General features: G+C 72.4%; 15 protein-coding genes. 12 read left to right on the top strand and 3 right to left on the bottom strand.

Annotated features, from left to right (window positions below; genetic code table 11):
* Positions 1-60: 60 nt before the first annotated feature.
* Both BM430_RS02975 and BM430_RS02980 read left to right on the top strand, forming a co-directional pair.
* A complete protein-coding gene (locus BM430_RS02975) occupies positions 61-1,044 on the top strand; it encodes an ABC transporter ATP-binding protein (RefSeq protein WP_093565445.1) in 984 nt (327 codons plus the stop codon).
* Positions 1,041-2,240: an ABC transporter permease gene (locus BM430_RS02980; RefSeq protein WP_093565105.1), complete on the top strand. Its 1,200-nt coding sequence runs from the start codon at positions 1,041-1,043 to the stop codon at positions 2,238-2,240. The genes BM430_RS02975 and BM430_RS02980 overlap by 4 nt, the downstream gene beginning before the upstream one ends.
* 162 nt (positions 2,241-2,402) lie before the next feature.
* Here BM430_RS02980 and BM430_RS02985 read toward each other — a convergent pair whose 3' ends face one another.
* Positions 2,403-2,825 carry a hypothetical protein gene (locus tag BM430_RS02985; protein WP_093565107.1) on the bottom strand — a complete coding sequence of 141 codons (423 nt, stop codon included), beginning with the start codon at positions 2,823-2,825 and terminating at the stop codon, positions 2,403-2,405.
* Between the two features lie 210 nt (positions 2,826-3,035).
* Here BM430_RS02985 and BM430_RS02990 point away from each other — a divergent pair, with 210 nt between their 5' ends.
* Entirely contained in the window at positions 3,036-4,355 is a 1,320-nt protein-coding gene (locus tag BM430_RS02990) for an O-antigen ligase family protein (protein WP_093565109.1), read from the top strand.
* A 231-nt stretch (positions 4,356-4,586) separates the two neighbouring features.
* Here the strand turns inward: BM430_RS02990 and BM430_RS34495 are convergent, their stop codons facing one another.
* Positions 4,587-4,763: a hypothetical protein gene (locus BM430_RS34495; protein ID WP_177302894.1), complete on the bottom strand. Its 177-nt coding sequence runs from the start codon at positions 4,761-4,763 to the stop codon at positions 4,587-4,589.
* A 306-nt stretch (positions 4,764-5,069) separates the two neighbouring features.
* On the opposite strand from BM430_RS34495, the gene BM430_RS02995 reads away from it, so the two are divergent.
* The 9 genes from BM430_RS02995 to BM430_RS35155 all read left to right on the top strand — a co-directional run bounded on the left by BM430_RS02995 (position 5,070) and on the right by BM430_RS35155 (position 14,449).
* Positions 5,070-5,381, top strand: coding sequence for a polyhydroxyalkanoic acid system family protein (locus tag BM430_RS02995; RefSeq protein ID WP_093565112.1), 312 nt, complete (start codon positions 5,070-5,072; stop codon positions 5,379-5,381).
* Between the two features lie 135 nt (positions 5,382-5,516).
* Positions 5,517-5,792: a hypothetical protein gene (locus tag BM430_RS03000; RefSeq protein WP_093565115.1), complete on the top strand. Its 276-nt coding sequence runs from the start codon at positions 5,517-5,519 to the stop codon at positions 5,790-5,792.
* A 252-nt stretch (positions 5,793-6,044) separates the two neighbouring features.
* Complete coding sequence (locus BM430_RS03005) at positions 6,045-6,134, top strand: K(+)-transporting ATPase subunit F (protein ID WP_099905332.1); 90 nt, start codon at positions 6,045-6,047, stop codon at positions 6,132-6,134.
* A gap of 14 nt (positions 6,135-6,148) precedes the next feature.
* Complete coding sequence (gene kdpA, locus BM430_RS03010) at positions 6,149-7,867, top strand: potassium-transporting ATPase subunit KdpA (RefSeq protein ID WP_093565117.1); 1,719 nt, start codon at positions 6,149-6,151, stop codon at positions 7,865-7,867.
* A 2-nt stretch (positions 7,868-7,869) separates the two neighbouring features.
* Complete coding sequence (locus BM430_RS03015; RefSeq protein WP_093565121.1) at positions 7,870-8,058, top strand: hypothetical protein; 189 nt, start codon at positions 7,870-7,872, stop codon at positions 8,056-8,058.
* 266 nt (positions 8,059-8,324) lie between these two features.
* Entirely contained in the window at positions 8,325-10,439 is a 2,115-nt protein-coding gene (kdpB, locus tag BM430_RS03020; RefSeq protein WP_093565123.1) for a potassium-transporting ATPase subunit KdpB, read from the top strand.
* A 28-nt stretch (positions 10,440-10,467) separates the two neighbouring features.
* A complete protein-coding gene (locus tag BM430_RS03025; protein WP_093565126.1) occupies positions 10,468-11,073 on the top strand; it encodes a K(+)-transporting ATPase subunit C in 606 nt (201 codons plus the stop codon).
* Positions 11,070-13,763, top strand: a complete 2,694-nt coding sequence (locus tag BM430_RS03030) for a sensor histidine kinase (protein ID WP_093565129.1) — start codon at positions 11,070-11,072, stop codon at positions 13,761-13,763. The genes BM430_RS03025 and BM430_RS03030 overlap by 4 nt, the downstream gene beginning before the upstream one ends.
* On the top strand, positions 13,760-14,449 hold the full coding sequence (locus BM430_RS35155; RefSeq protein WP_093565132.1) for a response regulator transcription factor: 690 nt from the start codon (positions 13,760-13,762) through the stop codon (positions 14,447-14,449). The genes BM430_RS03030 and BM430_RS35155 overlap by 4 nt, the downstream gene beginning before the upstream one ends.
* Positions 14,450-14,559: 110 nt before the next feature.
* Here BM430_RS35155 and BM430_RS03040 read toward each other — a convergent pair whose 3' ends face one another.
* Complete coding sequence (locus tag BM430_RS03040; RefSeq protein WP_244539290.1) at positions 14,560-14,775, bottom strand: hypothetical protein; 216 nt, start codon at positions 14,773-14,775, stop codon at positions 14,560-14,562.
* Between the last annotated feature and the right edge of the window lie 170 nt (positions 14,776-14,945).

Genomic DNA, 14,945 nt, shown 5'->3' on the forward strand with positions numbered 1-14,945 from the left:
CATGCCCCGCCGACGGCACTCCCTCGGAATGCCGCAAAGCTCTGCTGGTCTGACGGCATGATGCCCGATCCAGCGGCGCGCGTCCGCGACCTCGCCTTCTCGTATCGCAACCGCCGGGTCCTCGATCGCGTCGACCTCACTCTGGCGCGGGGCGAGACCGTCGCGTTGCTCGGCCCCAACGGCGCGGGCAAGACCTCGCTGATGCGGCTGCTCGCCGGCCGCCTCGTCCCGGACGGCGGCAGCGTGCGGGTGTCGGGCGGCGATCCCGCGCGCGAGGCCGGGGTGCGGCGTGCCATCGCCTGGGTGCCGCAGGAGATCGCCCTCTATCCGCGCCTGACCGTGCGCGAGAACCTCGAAGTGTTCGCCCGCCTCGCCGGCCTGCCCCGGCCGGCGCGGGAGCCGGCGGTGGTCCGGGCGCTGGCGCGGGCGGGGCTCGAGGCGGTGGCGGGCCGCCTCGTCGGGGTGCTCTCCGGCGGCTACCAGCGCCGGGCCAACATCGCGGTGGCGCTGCTCGCCGAGCCCGCCCTCGTCCTCCTCGACGAGCCGACGCAAGGGGTCGACCAGGCCGCCCGGGCGGCGATCCACGCCGTGCTCGAAGGCCTGCCCGCGCGCGGGGCCGCCCTGCTGATCGCCACCCACGATTTCGCCGAGGCCGAGCGCCTGGCCGACCGAGTCCTGGTGCTCCAGGACGGCGCTCTCCGCCTCGACGGGCGCCTCGCCGACCTGCTCGCCGGCCTGCGGGCCGGCCCCCCCGAGCACGAGGTGGCGCTCGCCGAGGCCGCCGGCCCGGCCGCCGCCGCCGCTTTGCGCCAGGCGGGCTTCCATCCGGCCTCCCCTCTGACGTGGCGGGCGACCTGGCGCGCCGGCGACGCGGTGGCGGGCGGGCGCGACGGCGCGGCCCTGCTGGCGCACTTGCGCCGCCACGGCGTGCCGGTGCGGGAGATCCGGGTGCGCGAGCCGGGCCTCGATGGACTCTACCGCGACGTGACGGCGGGAGAGCCGCCCGGCGGTCCCGTCCCCGCCCCCGCCGAGGTCCCCGCATGATCGTCGCCGCGTTCCGGGTGATGCTGCTCACCCTGTGGCGCGACCGCGCCGCCCTGGTGATGGCCTTCGTGCTGCCCACCGTGATCTTCTGCGTCTTCGCGGCGATCTTCTCCGGCGCCGTCGGCGAGCGGATCCGCATCCAGGTCGGGCTCCTCGACCAGGCCCGCACCGCCACGACCGGCCGCCTCGTGACCGCGCTCCAGGCCGATCCGGCCCTGCGCATCGCGCTCCTCGACGGCGATCCCGTGGCGGCGGTGCGCCGGGGCGAGGTCGACGTGGCGTTGGTGCTGCGCGGCGACCTCGCGGCGGGAAGCGGCACCAGCGACGCGCCGATCCTCGTCGTCGAGAGCCCGGCCCGGGCGCTGGCCACCCCGATCGCGCTCGGCCAGGTGCAACGGGTGCTCAACGAGGCGCTGCCCGACGTGGTCCTGTCGCGGGTCGTCGCCGACGTCGAGCGCACCGGCAAGATCGGCCCGGACGAGCGCGCCTTCCTCGACAAGGCCTTCGCCGAGAGCCGCGAGAAGCGCGAGGCCTTCTCCTTCGGCGCCCTGGTGGCGCGCGTCTCGACGGCGGAGGGGCACGGCGGAAACGCCCGGGTCGCCTACTATGCCGGGGCGATCGCGGCGGTGTTCCTGCTGTTTGCCGCCATGCAGGGCGCCCTGTCGCTCGTCGAGGAGCGCCAGTCCGGCCTCGCCGACCGCCTCGCCGCCGCCCCCGGCGGCCTGCCGGTGGTGGTGCTCGGGAAGTTCCTGTTCCTGGTGCTCCAGGGTGTCGTGCAGGGGGCGCTGATCTTCGGGGCGGCGGCGCTCCTCTACGGCGTCTCGGTCGGGCCGCACACCGTCTCGTGGTTCATCACCGGGGTGCTGGTCGCCGCCATGGCGGCGGGCCTGGGCCTCGCCGCCTGCGCGGCGGCGCGCACCCGCCAGCAGGCCCACCTCGTCTCGACCTTCGGGGTGCTGCTGCTCTCGGCGGTCGGCGGCAGCATGGTGCCGCGCTTCCTGATGCCGCCCTGGCTCCAGAGCCTCGGCTGGCTCACCCCCAACGCCTGGGCGATCGAGGCCTACCAGGCGGCGCTGGCCGAGGGCGCCGGCGCCGCCTGGCCGGCCTGGACGGTGCTGGCTCTGCTCGCCGTCGCGGGGCTCGGCACGGCGCTGGCGCTGACGGCGCGGCCGGCCCCCGGCCCGCCGCGGGCGTGAGGGGGCGATCGTGGACGCGATCGCCCGGCGCCTGTCAGACGACTTCCGATTGATCGCTCGGCGATTGCTGCGCAATCGCTTTCGCGATGCGGAAATCGGCTTCGCTCAGTCGCCGCGCGGGCTCGTGATACGCTTTCCGGAAGAAATCTTCCGGAAAGCGTATCAGCCCTTCAGCCGCTTGTTGCACTCGGAATAATAGCCGCCGCCCTTCTCGATCCAGTTCAGGCCGCCGTTGCCGGCGCCGCCGGCCGCCTTGTTGGCGTTGTACTGGTCGAGGCAGGTGTGCTGACGGGCGCTGCCGGCCGGCTCCTTGGCGTATTTCGGCGAGACGGCGGTGGGGAAGACCGCGCCGGCGGCCGGGGCGTGCTGGCCGGCCGGCGCCGCGGTGGCGGGAGCCTGGGCCGCAGAAGCCGCGGGAGCCTGGGCCGCGGGCTTGGCCGGGATGGCGGGCGGGTTCGGCGGCGGCGCCTGGTTCGGCCGCGCCGCGCCGGGGCCGAACGGGTTCGGGGCCGGCGCCGTCGTCTGGGCGTGGGCCGGGGCGGCGAGCGCGCCGAGAAGGAGCAGGGAGGCGAGGGAGAGGCGCATCGTCGATCGATCGGGTGTCCGGATTCGGATGGCCCCAGCTTAGCAGCACCGCGGCCCCGGGGCGACACCTGCCTCTGCGGGAACCTTGCCGCAGCGGGAACCCGTGACGCTTACGCCTTGCGGGGGAGGCCTCTCCCTTTTGCGGCGCTCCGCCGGAGCGCTGGGGCAGTTAAGCAGGGCGCCGGCCCCGATCCGGGAGTGGGACGACCGATGCTGATCGCCGCCAGCGCCCTCCTGATCCTCTTCGCCTGGTTCGCCGGGCCGCGGCGCTTCGTCGAGGCGGTGCTGCTGACGCGCTCGGCCCTCGATCCGATCTTCAATCTGACCAAGGTCGGCGGCCTCGAGGACATGGGCGTCGGCGCGGCGGTGAACCTCGCGGTGCTGGTGGTGGCCGTCGCCTGCGTGGCGACCCGGCCCCGGGTGAGACCGGGCCCCACCGCAATCCTGTGGCTGCCGCTGCTCCTGGTCTGCCTGGTCTCCTCGCGCGTCGCGCCGGATCCGGGCGCCGCGATCCGGCTCGTGATGCTGCTGGCGACCCACGCCGCCTTCTGCCTCCTGGCCTTCTACTTCGTGCGCGACCTCGCCGACCTGCGCCGCTTCCTGCTGATCATCGTCGCCGGCTCGATCGCCCCGACGCTCTATGCGGGGTTGCAGCTCGCCCTGGGCTGGGCGGAGTTCGGCGAGGACGGCACCCGGGTCTACAGCAGCTTCCCGCACCCCAACATCTACGCCTTCTACCTGATGACGATCCTGGCGGTCGTCCTGACGCTGCTGACGGGCAAAGGATCCGGCCAGGGCTCGGGCAAGGGTTCGGGCAAGGACTCGGGCAAGGGTTTCGTCCTGTCGCCGCGGCTGCGCCGGGCGCTGGTGCTCTACGTCCCGGTCCTGCTCGGGCTGATCCTGCTCACCAAGACCCGCAGCGCCTGGGCCGGCGCCGGCCTGATCCTGCTCACCCACGGGCTCCTCTTCGACCGGCGCACCCTGCTCTACTTCCTGAGCCTGCCGGTGGCGCTGCTGGCGGTGCCGGAACTCGCCGAGCGCCTCGCCGACCTGCAGCAGGGCAACACCATGGACGCCTACGAGAAGCTGAACTCGTACGCCTTCCGGATGCTGCTGTGGCAGGGCGCCATGACCTGGTTCTGGGAGCGGCCGCTCTTCGGCTGGGGCCTGTCGAGCTTCGGGCACTACGTCGCGCAGTTCTTCCCGCTGCCGCTCGAGAACGACACCATCGATTCGCACAGCGTCTACGTGCAGTTCCTGTTCGAGACCGGGGTGATCGGCTTCCTGGCCTATCTCTGGCTCTACGTCCGGGTGATCACCCTGACGGGCAGGCTGATCCTCCGCGGCGAGCGCTGGGCCTGGATGATCCTGGCGATGACGGTCGGCTACCTGTCGATGGCGTATTCGGACAACATGCTCTACTATCTGGTGCCGACCTGGTACATGTGGTTCGTCCTCGGCGGCGCCTGCGCGGTGCTGGGGCAGCGCCGGGCGGTGCATCGGCGGCGGCCGGTGGCGCTGCCGGCCTGAGAACCCTGGAGCATCACCCGATCGCGTTGCGATCGGGTGATGCTCCAAGTTTTTGATTTTGCAGCATTTTCTGCGACGAACCGGCATCCACTTCGTCGGAAGATGCTTCAGCCCATCCCGCCTCAGCGCAGGTGGAAGGCGATCCAGAGCACCGCGACGGCGACGAATCCGGCGACGAGCCAGCGCACCAGCTGCGCGACGAGGCGCTTCCCGGCCGGCGTCACCGGTCCCTCACTCGGACGAGCGCAGGGCGGCCGCGCCCGCGATGATGGTGGCGAGCGCGGCGGAGCCCAGGCCGTCCTGCAGGGCCCGCACGGGCTCGTCCGGCATCGCCAGCCACCACAGGGCGGCCGTGGCCGCGACGCACACGGCGATGGCGCCGAGGATTCCCCGCTCGATCGCGCTCAAGACCCGTCTCCGCTCTTCGGGCGCGGTCAAGCGCCCCTCGTCCCGCCCGGGTCCCCTACGCCAAGCCGGGCGGCTTGGACAGCGCCTCCCGGCGGTCCCGGCCGGATGGCGCGGGGCCTGACGCCCGGCTGCAACGGTCGCGTCCCCGATACCGGCTCCTCACCTCCGCCCCGGTTCCTCGGCGTCCGCTCCGGATTGAATTCCCCCACGGCATGATGAAGTTCAACCGCAGATGATTCGGCCCTGCCGGAGCATCGTGCCCTGGAAGCCGGCCCGGAGGGGGCGCGGCGGGCCGCGGAGACGGTGATGGCGAAGCCCCTGGTCGTCGAGATTCCCCACCAGATCGGCCGCGCCGAGGCGCGCCGGCGGATCGAGGCCCGCCTGGGCCAGGGCCGGGAGCTCGTCCAGAAGGCCGGCCTCACGATGCAGGATCCGGTCTGGGACGGCGACACTCTCGCCTTCGTGGTCGGCGCCATGGGCCAGACGGTCAGCGGCACCATCGCGGTCGAGGATCGGGCCGCCCGGGTCGAGGTCCGCCTGCCGCTCTTGCTCGGGGTCTTCTCGGCCAAGGTGCGCGAGGTCATCGCCGAGAAGGGCGGGGAACTCCTGGCGGCCTGAACGCTGCGTCCCGCGGCCCGAACGGGCCGTCCGGCCTTGATGGAATCCTGATATCGCGGCCCGGCGGGCCGCCTCGCTTTCCCCCGTCCCCGGTCGCAGAGACCCCCGGTCGAGAGGCGTCGCCGGGGAAACGCGATGGATGGGATTGACGACCGGTGCGCGCTGGCCGCGCCGACCGGGGTGCTGCGCCGCGTCCGGCCTCCGGGCGACGGGGCGTGGCGGCCGGCCCTGGCCCCCGTACACGCCGCCTGCCGGCGCTGCGGCTTCTCCGTCCACGGTTTCCTGAACGGCACCACCTGCGTGCTGCAAATCGACGGGCGGACGCTCCAGGCCGCCTGCGAGGCCGCCGGCAGCGAGGCTCACGCCTGCGCCGGCCTGCGCGAGGCGGTCCGGGCCGCGCGCCGCCCCTGATTCCGCCCGTCTTTATGCGGCCTTGATACCGCGCGCCCCGCGCCCCTCTCGAATCCCTATGCGTTCGGGTGGATCTCCAGGACCGGGACCGTGGCTCACGGTCCGGTTCGATGGCGGCGGCGCCCGTCACTCCCCGCGCCGCCCGACGGGGACACCCATGTTCGATTTCCTGATGCTGGCCGGTGGCTTGGGCTTCTTCGCCCTCTCCCTCGGCTACGCCGCCTTGTGCGAACGCCTGTGAGGAGGCCTGCGATGACCCTCGATTACGGGCTCGGCGGCCTGATGACCCTCGGGCTGCTCGCCTACCTCGCCTACGCCCTCGTGCGGCCCGAGCGGTTCTAGAGGAGGCACATTCCATGACTCTCTCGGGCTGGCTCCAGATCGCGCTGTTCTGCGCGATCGTCCTCGCCCTGGTGAAGCCGCTCGGTCTCTACATGACCCGGGTCTTCACCGGTGCGCGCACCCCCCTCTCGCCCGTCCTGCGCCCGGTCGAGCGCGGCCTCTATCGCCTCGCCGGCATCGACGAGGCCCACGAGCAGCACTGGCTGGCCTATGCCGGCGCGATGCTGGTCTTCCACGCCGCCGGCTTCGTGCTGCTGTACGGGATCCTGCGGCTCCAGGGCCTCCTGCCGTTCAACCCCGCCGACCAGGGCGCGGTGGCCCCCGACCTCGCCTTCAACACGGCGGTCAGCTTCGTCACCAACACCAACTGGCAGAATTACGGCGGCGAGAGCACGCTCTCCTACCTGTCGCAGATGCTGGGGCTGACGCACCAGAACTTCCTCTCGGCGGCGACCGGCATCGCGCTGGCCGTGGCGCTGATCCGGGGCTTTGCCCGGGCGTCGGTCCGCACGGTGGGCTCGTTCTGGGTCGATCTCACCCGCTGCACCCTCTACGTGCTGCTGCCGCTCTGCATCCTCTACACCCTGTTCCTGGTCTGGCAGGGCGTGCCGCAGACCCTCGCGCCCTACGCCGAGGCCACGACGCTCGAGGGCGGAAAGCAGACGATCGCCCTCGGCCCCGTGGCGAGCCAGGTCGCGATCAAGATGCTCGGCACCAATGGCGGCGGCTTCTTCAACGCCAACGCCGCCCACCCGTTCGAGAACCCGACTGCGCTCTCGAACCTGATCCAGATGGTGTCGATCTTCGGCTTGGGCGCGGCGCTCACCAACGTGTTCGGCCGCATGGTCGGCGACGAGCGCCAGGGCTGGGCGATCCTCGCCGCGATGGGTGTGCTGTTCCTCGCCGGCACCGCGGTCACCTACGGGGCGGAGGGCGCGGGCAACCCGCTCCTGAACGCGCTGGGGCTCCAGGGCGGCAACCTCGAGGGCAAGGAGCTGCGCTTCGGCATTCCCGGCTCGGCCCTGTTCGCGGTGGTGACGACGGCCGCCTCCTGCGGCGCGGTCAACGCCATGCACGACGCCTTCACGGCGCTCGGCGGCCTGATCCCGCTCGTCAACATGCAGCTCGGCGAGATCATCGTCGGCGGCGTCGGCGCCGGGCTCTACGGCATGCTGGTCTTCGTGGTGGTGGCGATCTTCGTCGCCGGGCTGATGGTCGGGCGCACGCCGGAATATCTCGGCAAGAAGATCGAGGCGCGCGAGGTCAAGATGGCGATGCTCGCCATCCTCTGCCTGCCGCTGATGATGCTCGGCTTCACCGCGCTCGCCACCGTGCTGCCGGCGGGCCTCGCTGGACCCGCCAATGCCGGCCCGCACGGCTTCTCGGAGATCCTCTACGCCTTCACCTCGGCGGCGGCGAACAACGGCTCGGCCTTCGCGGGACTGTCCGGCAACACCCCGTTCTACAACCTGACCCTCGGGGCCGGGATGCTGGTCGGGCGGTTCTTCGTCATCATCCCGGCGCTCGCCATCGCCGGCTCGCTCGCGGCGAAGAAGACGGTGCCGGCCTCCGCCGGGACCCTCCCGACCCATGGCGGGCTGTTCGTCGGGCTCCTCGTCGGGGTGATCCTGATCGTCGGCGGCCTGACCTTCTTCCCGTCGCTGGCGCTCGGGCCGATCGTCGAGCACCTGGCGGGCGCGGCCGGCCAGACCTTCGCGGCGGCGGGGGGCTGACCATGACCTCCGCTCACGCCGCCCGCCTCCGCCGCGGGCTCTCCCGGCACCGGCCGCGCTCCGGCCCGCGCCCCGACCGGTCGCTCTTGCGACCCTGCGACATCGTCCTGGCGCTCACCGGCCTGGCTCTCCTCGGCTCCGGCGCGCTCTGGGCGGCGATCATGCTCGGTGGCGCGGCGCTGGCGCCGTGAGATCAGCAGCATCGGCAAAGAGTACCCACGCCCACTCCTGAAACCCTCCGCGTCATCCCGGGGCTCGCCGCAAGGCGAGAGCCCGGGATCCAGAAGCACAGGTGGTGAAAGGTCAAGCGGAACGCCTTCCGCTCTGTCCTGACAGACCTGCGGTTCTGGATTCCGGGCTCCGCTGCGCGGCCCCGGAATGACCCGGAGGGTGTCAGGGTCATGTGAGCGAACCTCGAAGTACTTCCCATTCCCGCCTCATCCGGATCGCAAGGATCATGGCCCAGTCCCAAAAATCCTCTCTCCTCAGCGCCGCCCTGATCGGGCCGGCCTGCCTCGGCGCGGTCACCAAGCTCGACCCGCGCCAGATGGTGAAGAACCCTGTCATGTTCGTGGTCGAGGTCGTGGCGGCCTTCACCACGATCCTGTTCCTCCGCGACCTCGTCACCGGCGGCCAGGACCTGTTCTTCACCGGCCAGATCATCCTCTGGCTGTGGTTCACCGTGCTGTTCGCCAACTTCGCCGAGGCGGTGGCGGAAGGGCGCGGCAAGGCGCAGGCCGATTCCCTGCGCCGCACCCGCACCGAGACCACCGCGAAGCTGCTCGCCGGCCCCGCCGCCGCGCCCGGCGGTCCGCGCGAGGGCTACGAGACCGTGCCCGGCGCCGGCCTCAAGGTCGGCGACGTGGTGCTGGTCGAGGCCGGCGACGTGATCCCGTCGGACGGCGAGGTGATCGAGGGCATCGCCTCGGTCAACGAGGCGGCGATCACCGGCGAATCCGCTCCCGTCATCCGCGAATCCGGCGGCGACCGCTCGGCGGTGACCGGCGGCACGCAGGTGCTGTCCGACTGGATCCGGGTGCGGATCACGGCCGCCGCCGGCTCGACCTTCATCGACCGGATGATCGCGCTGGTCGAGGGCGCCTCCCGGCAGAAGACCCCCAACGAGATCGCCCTCAACATCCTGCTCGCCGGCCTCACCATCGTGTTCGTCTTCGCGGTCGGCTCGATCCCGAGCTTTTCCGCTTACGCCGGCGGCGCGATCCCGCTCGCCGTCCTGGTGGCGCTCTTCGTCACCCTGATCCCGACCACGATCGGCGCGCTGCTCTCGGCGATCGGCATCGCCGGCATGGACCGGCTGGTGCGGTTCAACGTGCTCGCCATGTCGGGCCGCGCCGTCGAGGCGGCGGGCGACGTCGACACGCTGCTCCTCGACAAGACCGGCACGATCACGCTCGGCAACCGCCAGGCGACGGAGTTCCGCCCGGTCCGCGGCGTCACCGCCGGCACGCTGGCGGATGCGGCGCAGCTCGCCTCGCTGGCCGACGAGACGCCGGAGGGCCGCTCGATCGTGGTGCTCGCCAAGGAGGCCCACGGCATCCGCGCCCGCGACATGGGAAGCCTCGCCGCCACCTTCGTGCCCTTCACCGCCCAGTCGCGGATGTCGGGCATCGACATCGACGGGTCGTCGATCCGCAAGGGCGCGGTCGAGGCGGTGATCGCGAGCCTGGATTCCGCCCCGGTGCCGGTCGGCGCCGGCAGCGCGGCCCGGGTACTGCAACCCCGCCTCGATCCGGCGGCGGCCCAGGAGGTGCGGGCCATCGCCGAGGAGATCGCCAAGGCCGGCGGCACGCCGCTGGCGGTGGCCCGCGACGGCAAGCTCCTCGGGGTCGTGCACCTCAAGGACATCGTCAAGGGCGGCATCCGCGAGCGCTTCGCGGAACTCCGCCGGATGGGCATCCGCACGGTGATGATCACCGGCGACAACCCGATGACCGCCGCCGCCATCGCGGCGGAGGCCGGCGTCGACGACTTCCTCGCGCAAGCCACCCCCGAGGACAAGCTGGCGCTGATCAGGCGCGAGCAGGCGCAGGGCAAGCTCGTGGCGATGTGCGGCGACGGCACCAACGACGCCCCGGCTTTGGCCCAGGCCGATGTCGGCGTGGCGATGAACACCGGCACGGTGGCGGCCCGCGAGGCCGGCAACATGGTCGACCTCGATTCCGACCCGACCAAGCTCATCGAGATCGTCGAGATCGGCAAGCAGCTGCTGATGACCCGCGGCGCGCTCACCACCTTCTCGATCGCCAACGACGTGGCGAAGTACTTCGCCATCATCCCGGCGATGTTCGTCGGGCTCTATCCGCAGCTCCAGGCCCTCAACGTGATGGGGCTGGCCTCGCCGCAGAGCGCGATCCTGTCGGCGATCATCTTCAACGCGCTGATCATCGTGGCGCTGATCCCGCTCGCCTTGCGCGGGGTGAGCTACCGCGCCGTCGGCGCCGCCGCGTTGCTGCGGCGCAACCTCCTGATCTATGGTCTCGGCGGGATCGTGGTGCCGTTCGCCGGCATCAAGGTGATCGACCTCGCCGTGAGCGCCCTCCACCTTGCTTGACAAGACTCTGGCCTGATTGGACACCGCCATGCTCCGGCACCTCCGCCCTGCCCTCGTGCTCCTCACCGGCCTGACCCTGGTCACCGGCCTCGCCTACCCGCTCGCCATGACCGGGATCGCCGGACGACTGTTTCCGGCGCAAGCCGAGGGCAGCCTCCTCCGCGCTCCCGACGGCACGCTGATCGGCTCCGCCCTCATCGGGCAGAGCTTCACCAGCGCGCGCTACTTCCACGGCCGCCCCTCGGCGACCGTGGCGCCCGACCCGGCGGATTCCGCGAAGACGGTGGCTTCGCCCTACAACGCCGCCAATTCCGGCGGCGCCAACCTCGGCCCCACCAACCCCGCGCTGATCGACCGGGTGAAGGCCGACATCGCGACGCTCAAGGCCGAGAACCCCGCCGACCCGGTGCCGCAGGACCTCGTCACCACCTCGGGGTCGGGCCTCGACCCCGACGTCTCGCCCGAGGCCGCCCTGTTCCAGGTGCCCCGGGTGGCGAAGGCCCGCGGCGTCTCCGAGGATGTGTTGCGCGCCCTCGTCGCCGGGCAGATCCGGGAGCCGAGCCTCGGCATCCTCGGCGAGCGCCGGGTCAACGTCCTCGCCCTCAACCGCGCCCTCGACGCGCAGGGTCGATGAGGGAGGGGCGGCCCTCGCCCGACGCCCTCCTGGCGCAGGCGCGCCGGGAGGCGCCCGGGCGCGGGCGCCTGAAAATCTTCCTCGGGGCGGCGCCGGGGGTCGGCAAGACCTACGAGATGCTGACCACGGCGCATGCGCGCCTGCGCGAAGGCGTCGACGTGGTGGTGGGCGTGGTCGAGACCCACGGCCGGCCCGAGACCGAGGCCCTGGTCGCCGGGCTCGAGGTGCTGCCGCGCCGCGCCGCGCCGTATGGCGGCGCCGCGCTCGCCGAGATGGATCTCGACGGGCTCATCGCCCGCAAGCCGAAGCTCGCCCTCGTCGACGAGCTCGCCCACACCAACGCCCCGGGCTCGCGCCACCCCAAGCGCTACCTCGACGTCGAGGAGCTGCTCCAGGCCGGCATCGACGTCCACACCACCCTCAACATCCAGCACGTCGAGAGCCTGAACGACGTGGTGGCGCAGATCACCCGGATCCGGGTGCGCGAGACGGTGCCGGATTCGATCCTCGACCGGGCCGACGACATCGAGGTGATCGACCTCTCCCCCGGCGACCTGATCCAGCGCCTGCAGGAGGGCAAGGTCTACCTGCCGCACCAGGCCGAGCGGGCGCTCAAGCACTATTTCTCCCCCGGCAACCTCACGGCGCTCCGCGAACTGGCGCTCCGCCGCACCGCCCAGCAGGTCGACGACCAGCTCGTCACCCACATGCGCGCCCACGCCATCCCCGGCCCCTGGGCGGCGGGCGAGCGGGTGCTGGTCTGCGTCAGCGAGGATCCGCGCTCCGCCGGCCTCGTGCGCTACGCCAAGCGCCTCGCCGACCGGCTGCGGGCGCCGTTCACGGCGCTCACCATCGAGAGCCGGCGCAGCGCCCAGTTGAGCGAGGCCGAGCGCGACCGCATCGCCGACACCCTGCGGCTCGCCGAGCGCTTGGGGGGAGAGACCGCGACCCTGCCGAGCCAGGGCCGCATCGCCGACGACGTGGTGGGCTTCGCCCGCGAGCACAACGCCACCCACGTGGTGATCGGCAAGTCGACCCGCTCGCGCTGGTTCGAGCTTCTGAACGGCTCGGTGGTGCACGACCTCCTGCGCCGCTCCGGCCCGATCAGCGTCCACGTCGTGGCGGGCGAGGAGGTCGCAGGCGAACCCGCCGCCCACAAGGGCGTGCCCACCGCCGCCCCGCCCCGGCCGAGCCTCCTGCCCTACGCGGCGGCGCTCGCGGCGGTCGCCGCCGCCCTGGGCCTCGGTCTCGCGCTGCAATCCTCCCTCGGCCACGAGAGCACCGATCTCGTCTTCCTCACCGCCGTCGTGGCGGTGGCGGTGCGCTTCGGGCTGTATCCGTCGCTCGCCGCGGTCGTGGCCTCGTCGCTCGCCTACAACTTCTTCTTCCTGCCGCCGCTCTACACCTTCACCATCGCCGATCCGACCAACGTCGTCGCCTTGTTCTTCTTCACCCTGGTGGCGGTGGTGGTCTCGAACCTCGCCGCCCGGGTGCGGGCCGAGGCGACGATCTCGCGCACGCGCAGCAAGGCCACGGAGGCGCTCTACGGATTCTCGCGCAAGCTCGCGGGCTGCGGCACCCTCGACGACGTGCTGTGGGCCACCGCCTACCAGATCGCCCTGATGCTGCGCCTGCGGGTGGTGCTGCTGCTGCCGGACAACGGCAGCGTCACCGTGATGGCGGGCTATCCGCCGGAGGACTTCCTCGACGAGGCCGACCTGGCGGCCGCCAAGTGGACCTTCGACCACGGCCGCCCGGCCGGCCGCGGCGCCGACACCCTGCCGGGGGCGAAACGCCTGTTCCTGCCCCTGCGCACCGGCCGCGGCATGGTCGGGGTGGTGGGGCTCGACGGCGACAAGCCGGGGCCGCTCCTCACCCCCGACCAGCGCCGCCTCCTCGACGCGCTCGCCGACCAGGGCGCGCTCGCCATCGAGCGGGTCCACCTCGTCGAGGATCTCGACCGCGCCCGGCGCTCGGCCGAGACCGACCGCCTGCGCCAGGCCCTGCTGTCGTCGCTCTCGCACGACCTCAAGACCCCGCTCGCCGCGGTGCTCGGCGCGGCCACGACCCTGCGCGACTTGCGCGACGCCCTCGACCCGGAGGCGACAGGAGACTTGCTCGCGACGATGATCGACGAGGCCGAGCGGCTGAACCGCTTCATCGCCAACCTGCTCGACATGACGAAGCTCGAATCCGGGGCGCTGGCCCCGAACCTCGCCCCCCACGATCTCGGGGAGATCGTCGGCACGGCGCTCGAGCGGGCGGCCAAGATCCTCGCGCACCACCGCGTCGCTCTGGTGCTGCGGCCCGGCCTGCCGAGCTTAAGCCTCGACGCGGTGCTGATGGAGCAGGTGCTGTTCAACCTCCTCGACAACGCCGCCAAATACGCCCCCGAGGGCAGCCTGGTGCGGGTCGAGGGCTGGCGCGAGGGCGACGCGGTGGTCTTGCGGATCCTCGACGAGGGCGAGGGCATCCCGGCGGGCGACGAGGAGCGGATCTTCGACACCTTCTACCGGGTGAGGAAGACCGACCGGGTCCGGGCCGGAACGGGGTTGGGGCTTGCCATCTCCCGCGGCTTCGTCGAGGCGATGGGCGGGCGGATCACCGCCCGCAACCGGGGCGACGGTCCCGGGGCCGCCTTCACCCTGATCGTCCCGGTGCCCCGCGCCGCCCTGGAGGACGCCGCGTGAGCAACGACATCCGCATCCTGGTGATCGACGACGAGCCGCCGATCCGCCGGCTCCTGCGCGTGGGCCTCGGCAGCCAGGGCTATGCCGTGGCGGAGGCGCAAAACGGCCGCGCCGCCCTGGAGCTCGTCGAGCGGGAGGCCTTCGCCCTCGCGATCCTCGATCTCGGCCTGCCCGACATCAAGGGCCACGAGCTCCTGGCCCGGATCCGCGCGGCGAAGCCCGACCTGCCGGTGATCGTGCTGTCGAGCCGCGACGACGAGGCCGGCAAGGTCGAGGCGCTCGATCTCGGGGCGGACGACTACGTCACCAAGCCCTTCGGCATGAACGAGCTGCTCGCCCGGATGCGCAACGCGCTCCGCCACCAGCTCGCGGTGGCCGGCGAGCGCCCGGTCTTCCGGGTCGGCGAGCTCTCGGTCGACCTGGTGCGCCGGATCGTCCGGGTGGGCGAGCGCGAGGTCAAGCTGTCGCCGAAGGAGTACGACGTGCTGCGCCTGCTCGTGCACCATGCCGGCAAGGTGCTCACCCACGCCCACCTGCTGCGCGAGGTCTGGGGCACGGCGGCCGACCCGCAATATCTCCGGGTCTACGTGCGCCAGCTGCGGCAGAAGCTCGAACCCGAGCCCGAGCGCCCGCGCTACATCCTGACCGAGACCGGGGTGGGTTACCGGATGCGGGCGCCGGAGTGATACCAAATCCGGGAGATCACTTCCGGATTCGGTATCACAAGCCCACGCGGCGCCTGAGCGAAGCCGAAATCCGCATTGCGAAAGCGATCCGGCAGGATCGCCTGAAGCAATCAGTCGGATTTTGTATGAGGCGGCGCCTCGGCCGGGGCCTCCCCGGACCGGTCCGCCGGCTCCGGCTCGGCCGGCGGCGCGGCCCCGGGCGCGCGCCGCACCCAGGCGTCGAGGGCCCAGCCGATGCCGCGGCCGGCGACGGCCACGAAGGCCAGCGACCCGGCGAGGTGGAGGAAGAGCGGCGCATCCGACGGGACGGGCAACGGGGTGGGCAAGGTGGCGGCTCCCTGGTTTGCCGTACGAGACGACCGCCCCGGGCCGGCCGCCAGTGCTCCGGCGCCACAGCGCCCCGGGATAGGCCTGGGACGTGGCCGCCGCCCGAGGGGAGCGGCCCCGGCCCGGACGGCGGGTCGGTGGCGGCTGTGGCGGCGGTGCCTCGCTTCCG

The organism is Methylobacterium sp. 174MFSha1.1, from assembly GCF_900116815.1.
Taxonomy (GTDB): Bacteria; Pseudomonadota; Alphaproteobacteria; order Rhizobiales; family Beijerinckiaceae; genus Methylobacterium.

Bases quoted from the DNA above. Each gene is read 5' to 3' on its own strand.
- BM430_RS03015 (WP_093565121.1), top strand. From the start codon at position 7,870: ATGACCTCCGCTCACGCCGCCCGCCTCCGCCGCGGGCTCTCCCGGCAC.
- BM430_RS02980 (WP_093565105.1), top strand. From the start codon at position 1,041: ATGATCGTCGCCGCGTTCCGGGTGATGCTGCTCACCCTGTGGCGCGAC.
- BM430_RS03005 (WP_099905332.1), top strand. From the start codon at position 6,045: ATGACCCTCGATTACGGGCTCGGCGGCCTGATGACCCTCGGGCTGCTC.
- BM430_RS02990 (WP_093565109.1), top strand. From the start codon at position 3,036: ATGCTGATCGCCGCCAGCGCCCTCCTGATCCTCTTCGCCTGGTTCGCC.
- kdpA (WP_093565117.1), top strand. From the start codon at position 6,149: ATGACTCTCTCGGGCTGGCTCCAGATCGCGCTGTTCTGCGCGATCGTC.
- BM430_RS02975 (WP_093565445.1), top strand. From the start codon at position 61: ATGCCCGATCCAGCGGCGCGCGTCCGCGACCTCGCCTTCTCGTATCGC.
- BM430_RS03025 (WP_093565126.1), top strand. From the start codon at position 10,468: ATGCTCCGGCACCTCCGCCCTGCCCTCGTGCTCCTCACCGGCCTGACC.
- BM430_RS03000 (WP_093565115.1), top strand. From the start codon at position 5,517: ATGGATGGGATTGACGACCGGTGCGCGCTGGCCGCGCCGACCGGGGTG.
- BM430_RS03030 (WP_093565129.1), top strand. From the start codon at position 11,070: ATGAGGGAGGGGCGGCCCTCGCCCGACGCCCTCCTGGCGCAGGCGCGC.
- BM430_RS02985 (WP_093565107.1), bottom strand. From the start codon at position 2,825: ATGCGCCTCTCCCTCGCCTCCCTGCTCCTTCTCGGCGCGCTCGCCGCC.
- kdpB (WP_093565123.1), top strand. From the start codon at position 8,325: ATGGCCCAGTCCCAAAAATCCTCTCTCCTCAGCGCCGCCCTGATCGGG.
- BM430_RS02995 (WP_093565112.1), top strand. From the start codon at position 5,070: ATGGCGAAGCCCCTGGTCGTCGAGATTCCCCACCAGATCGGCCGCGCC.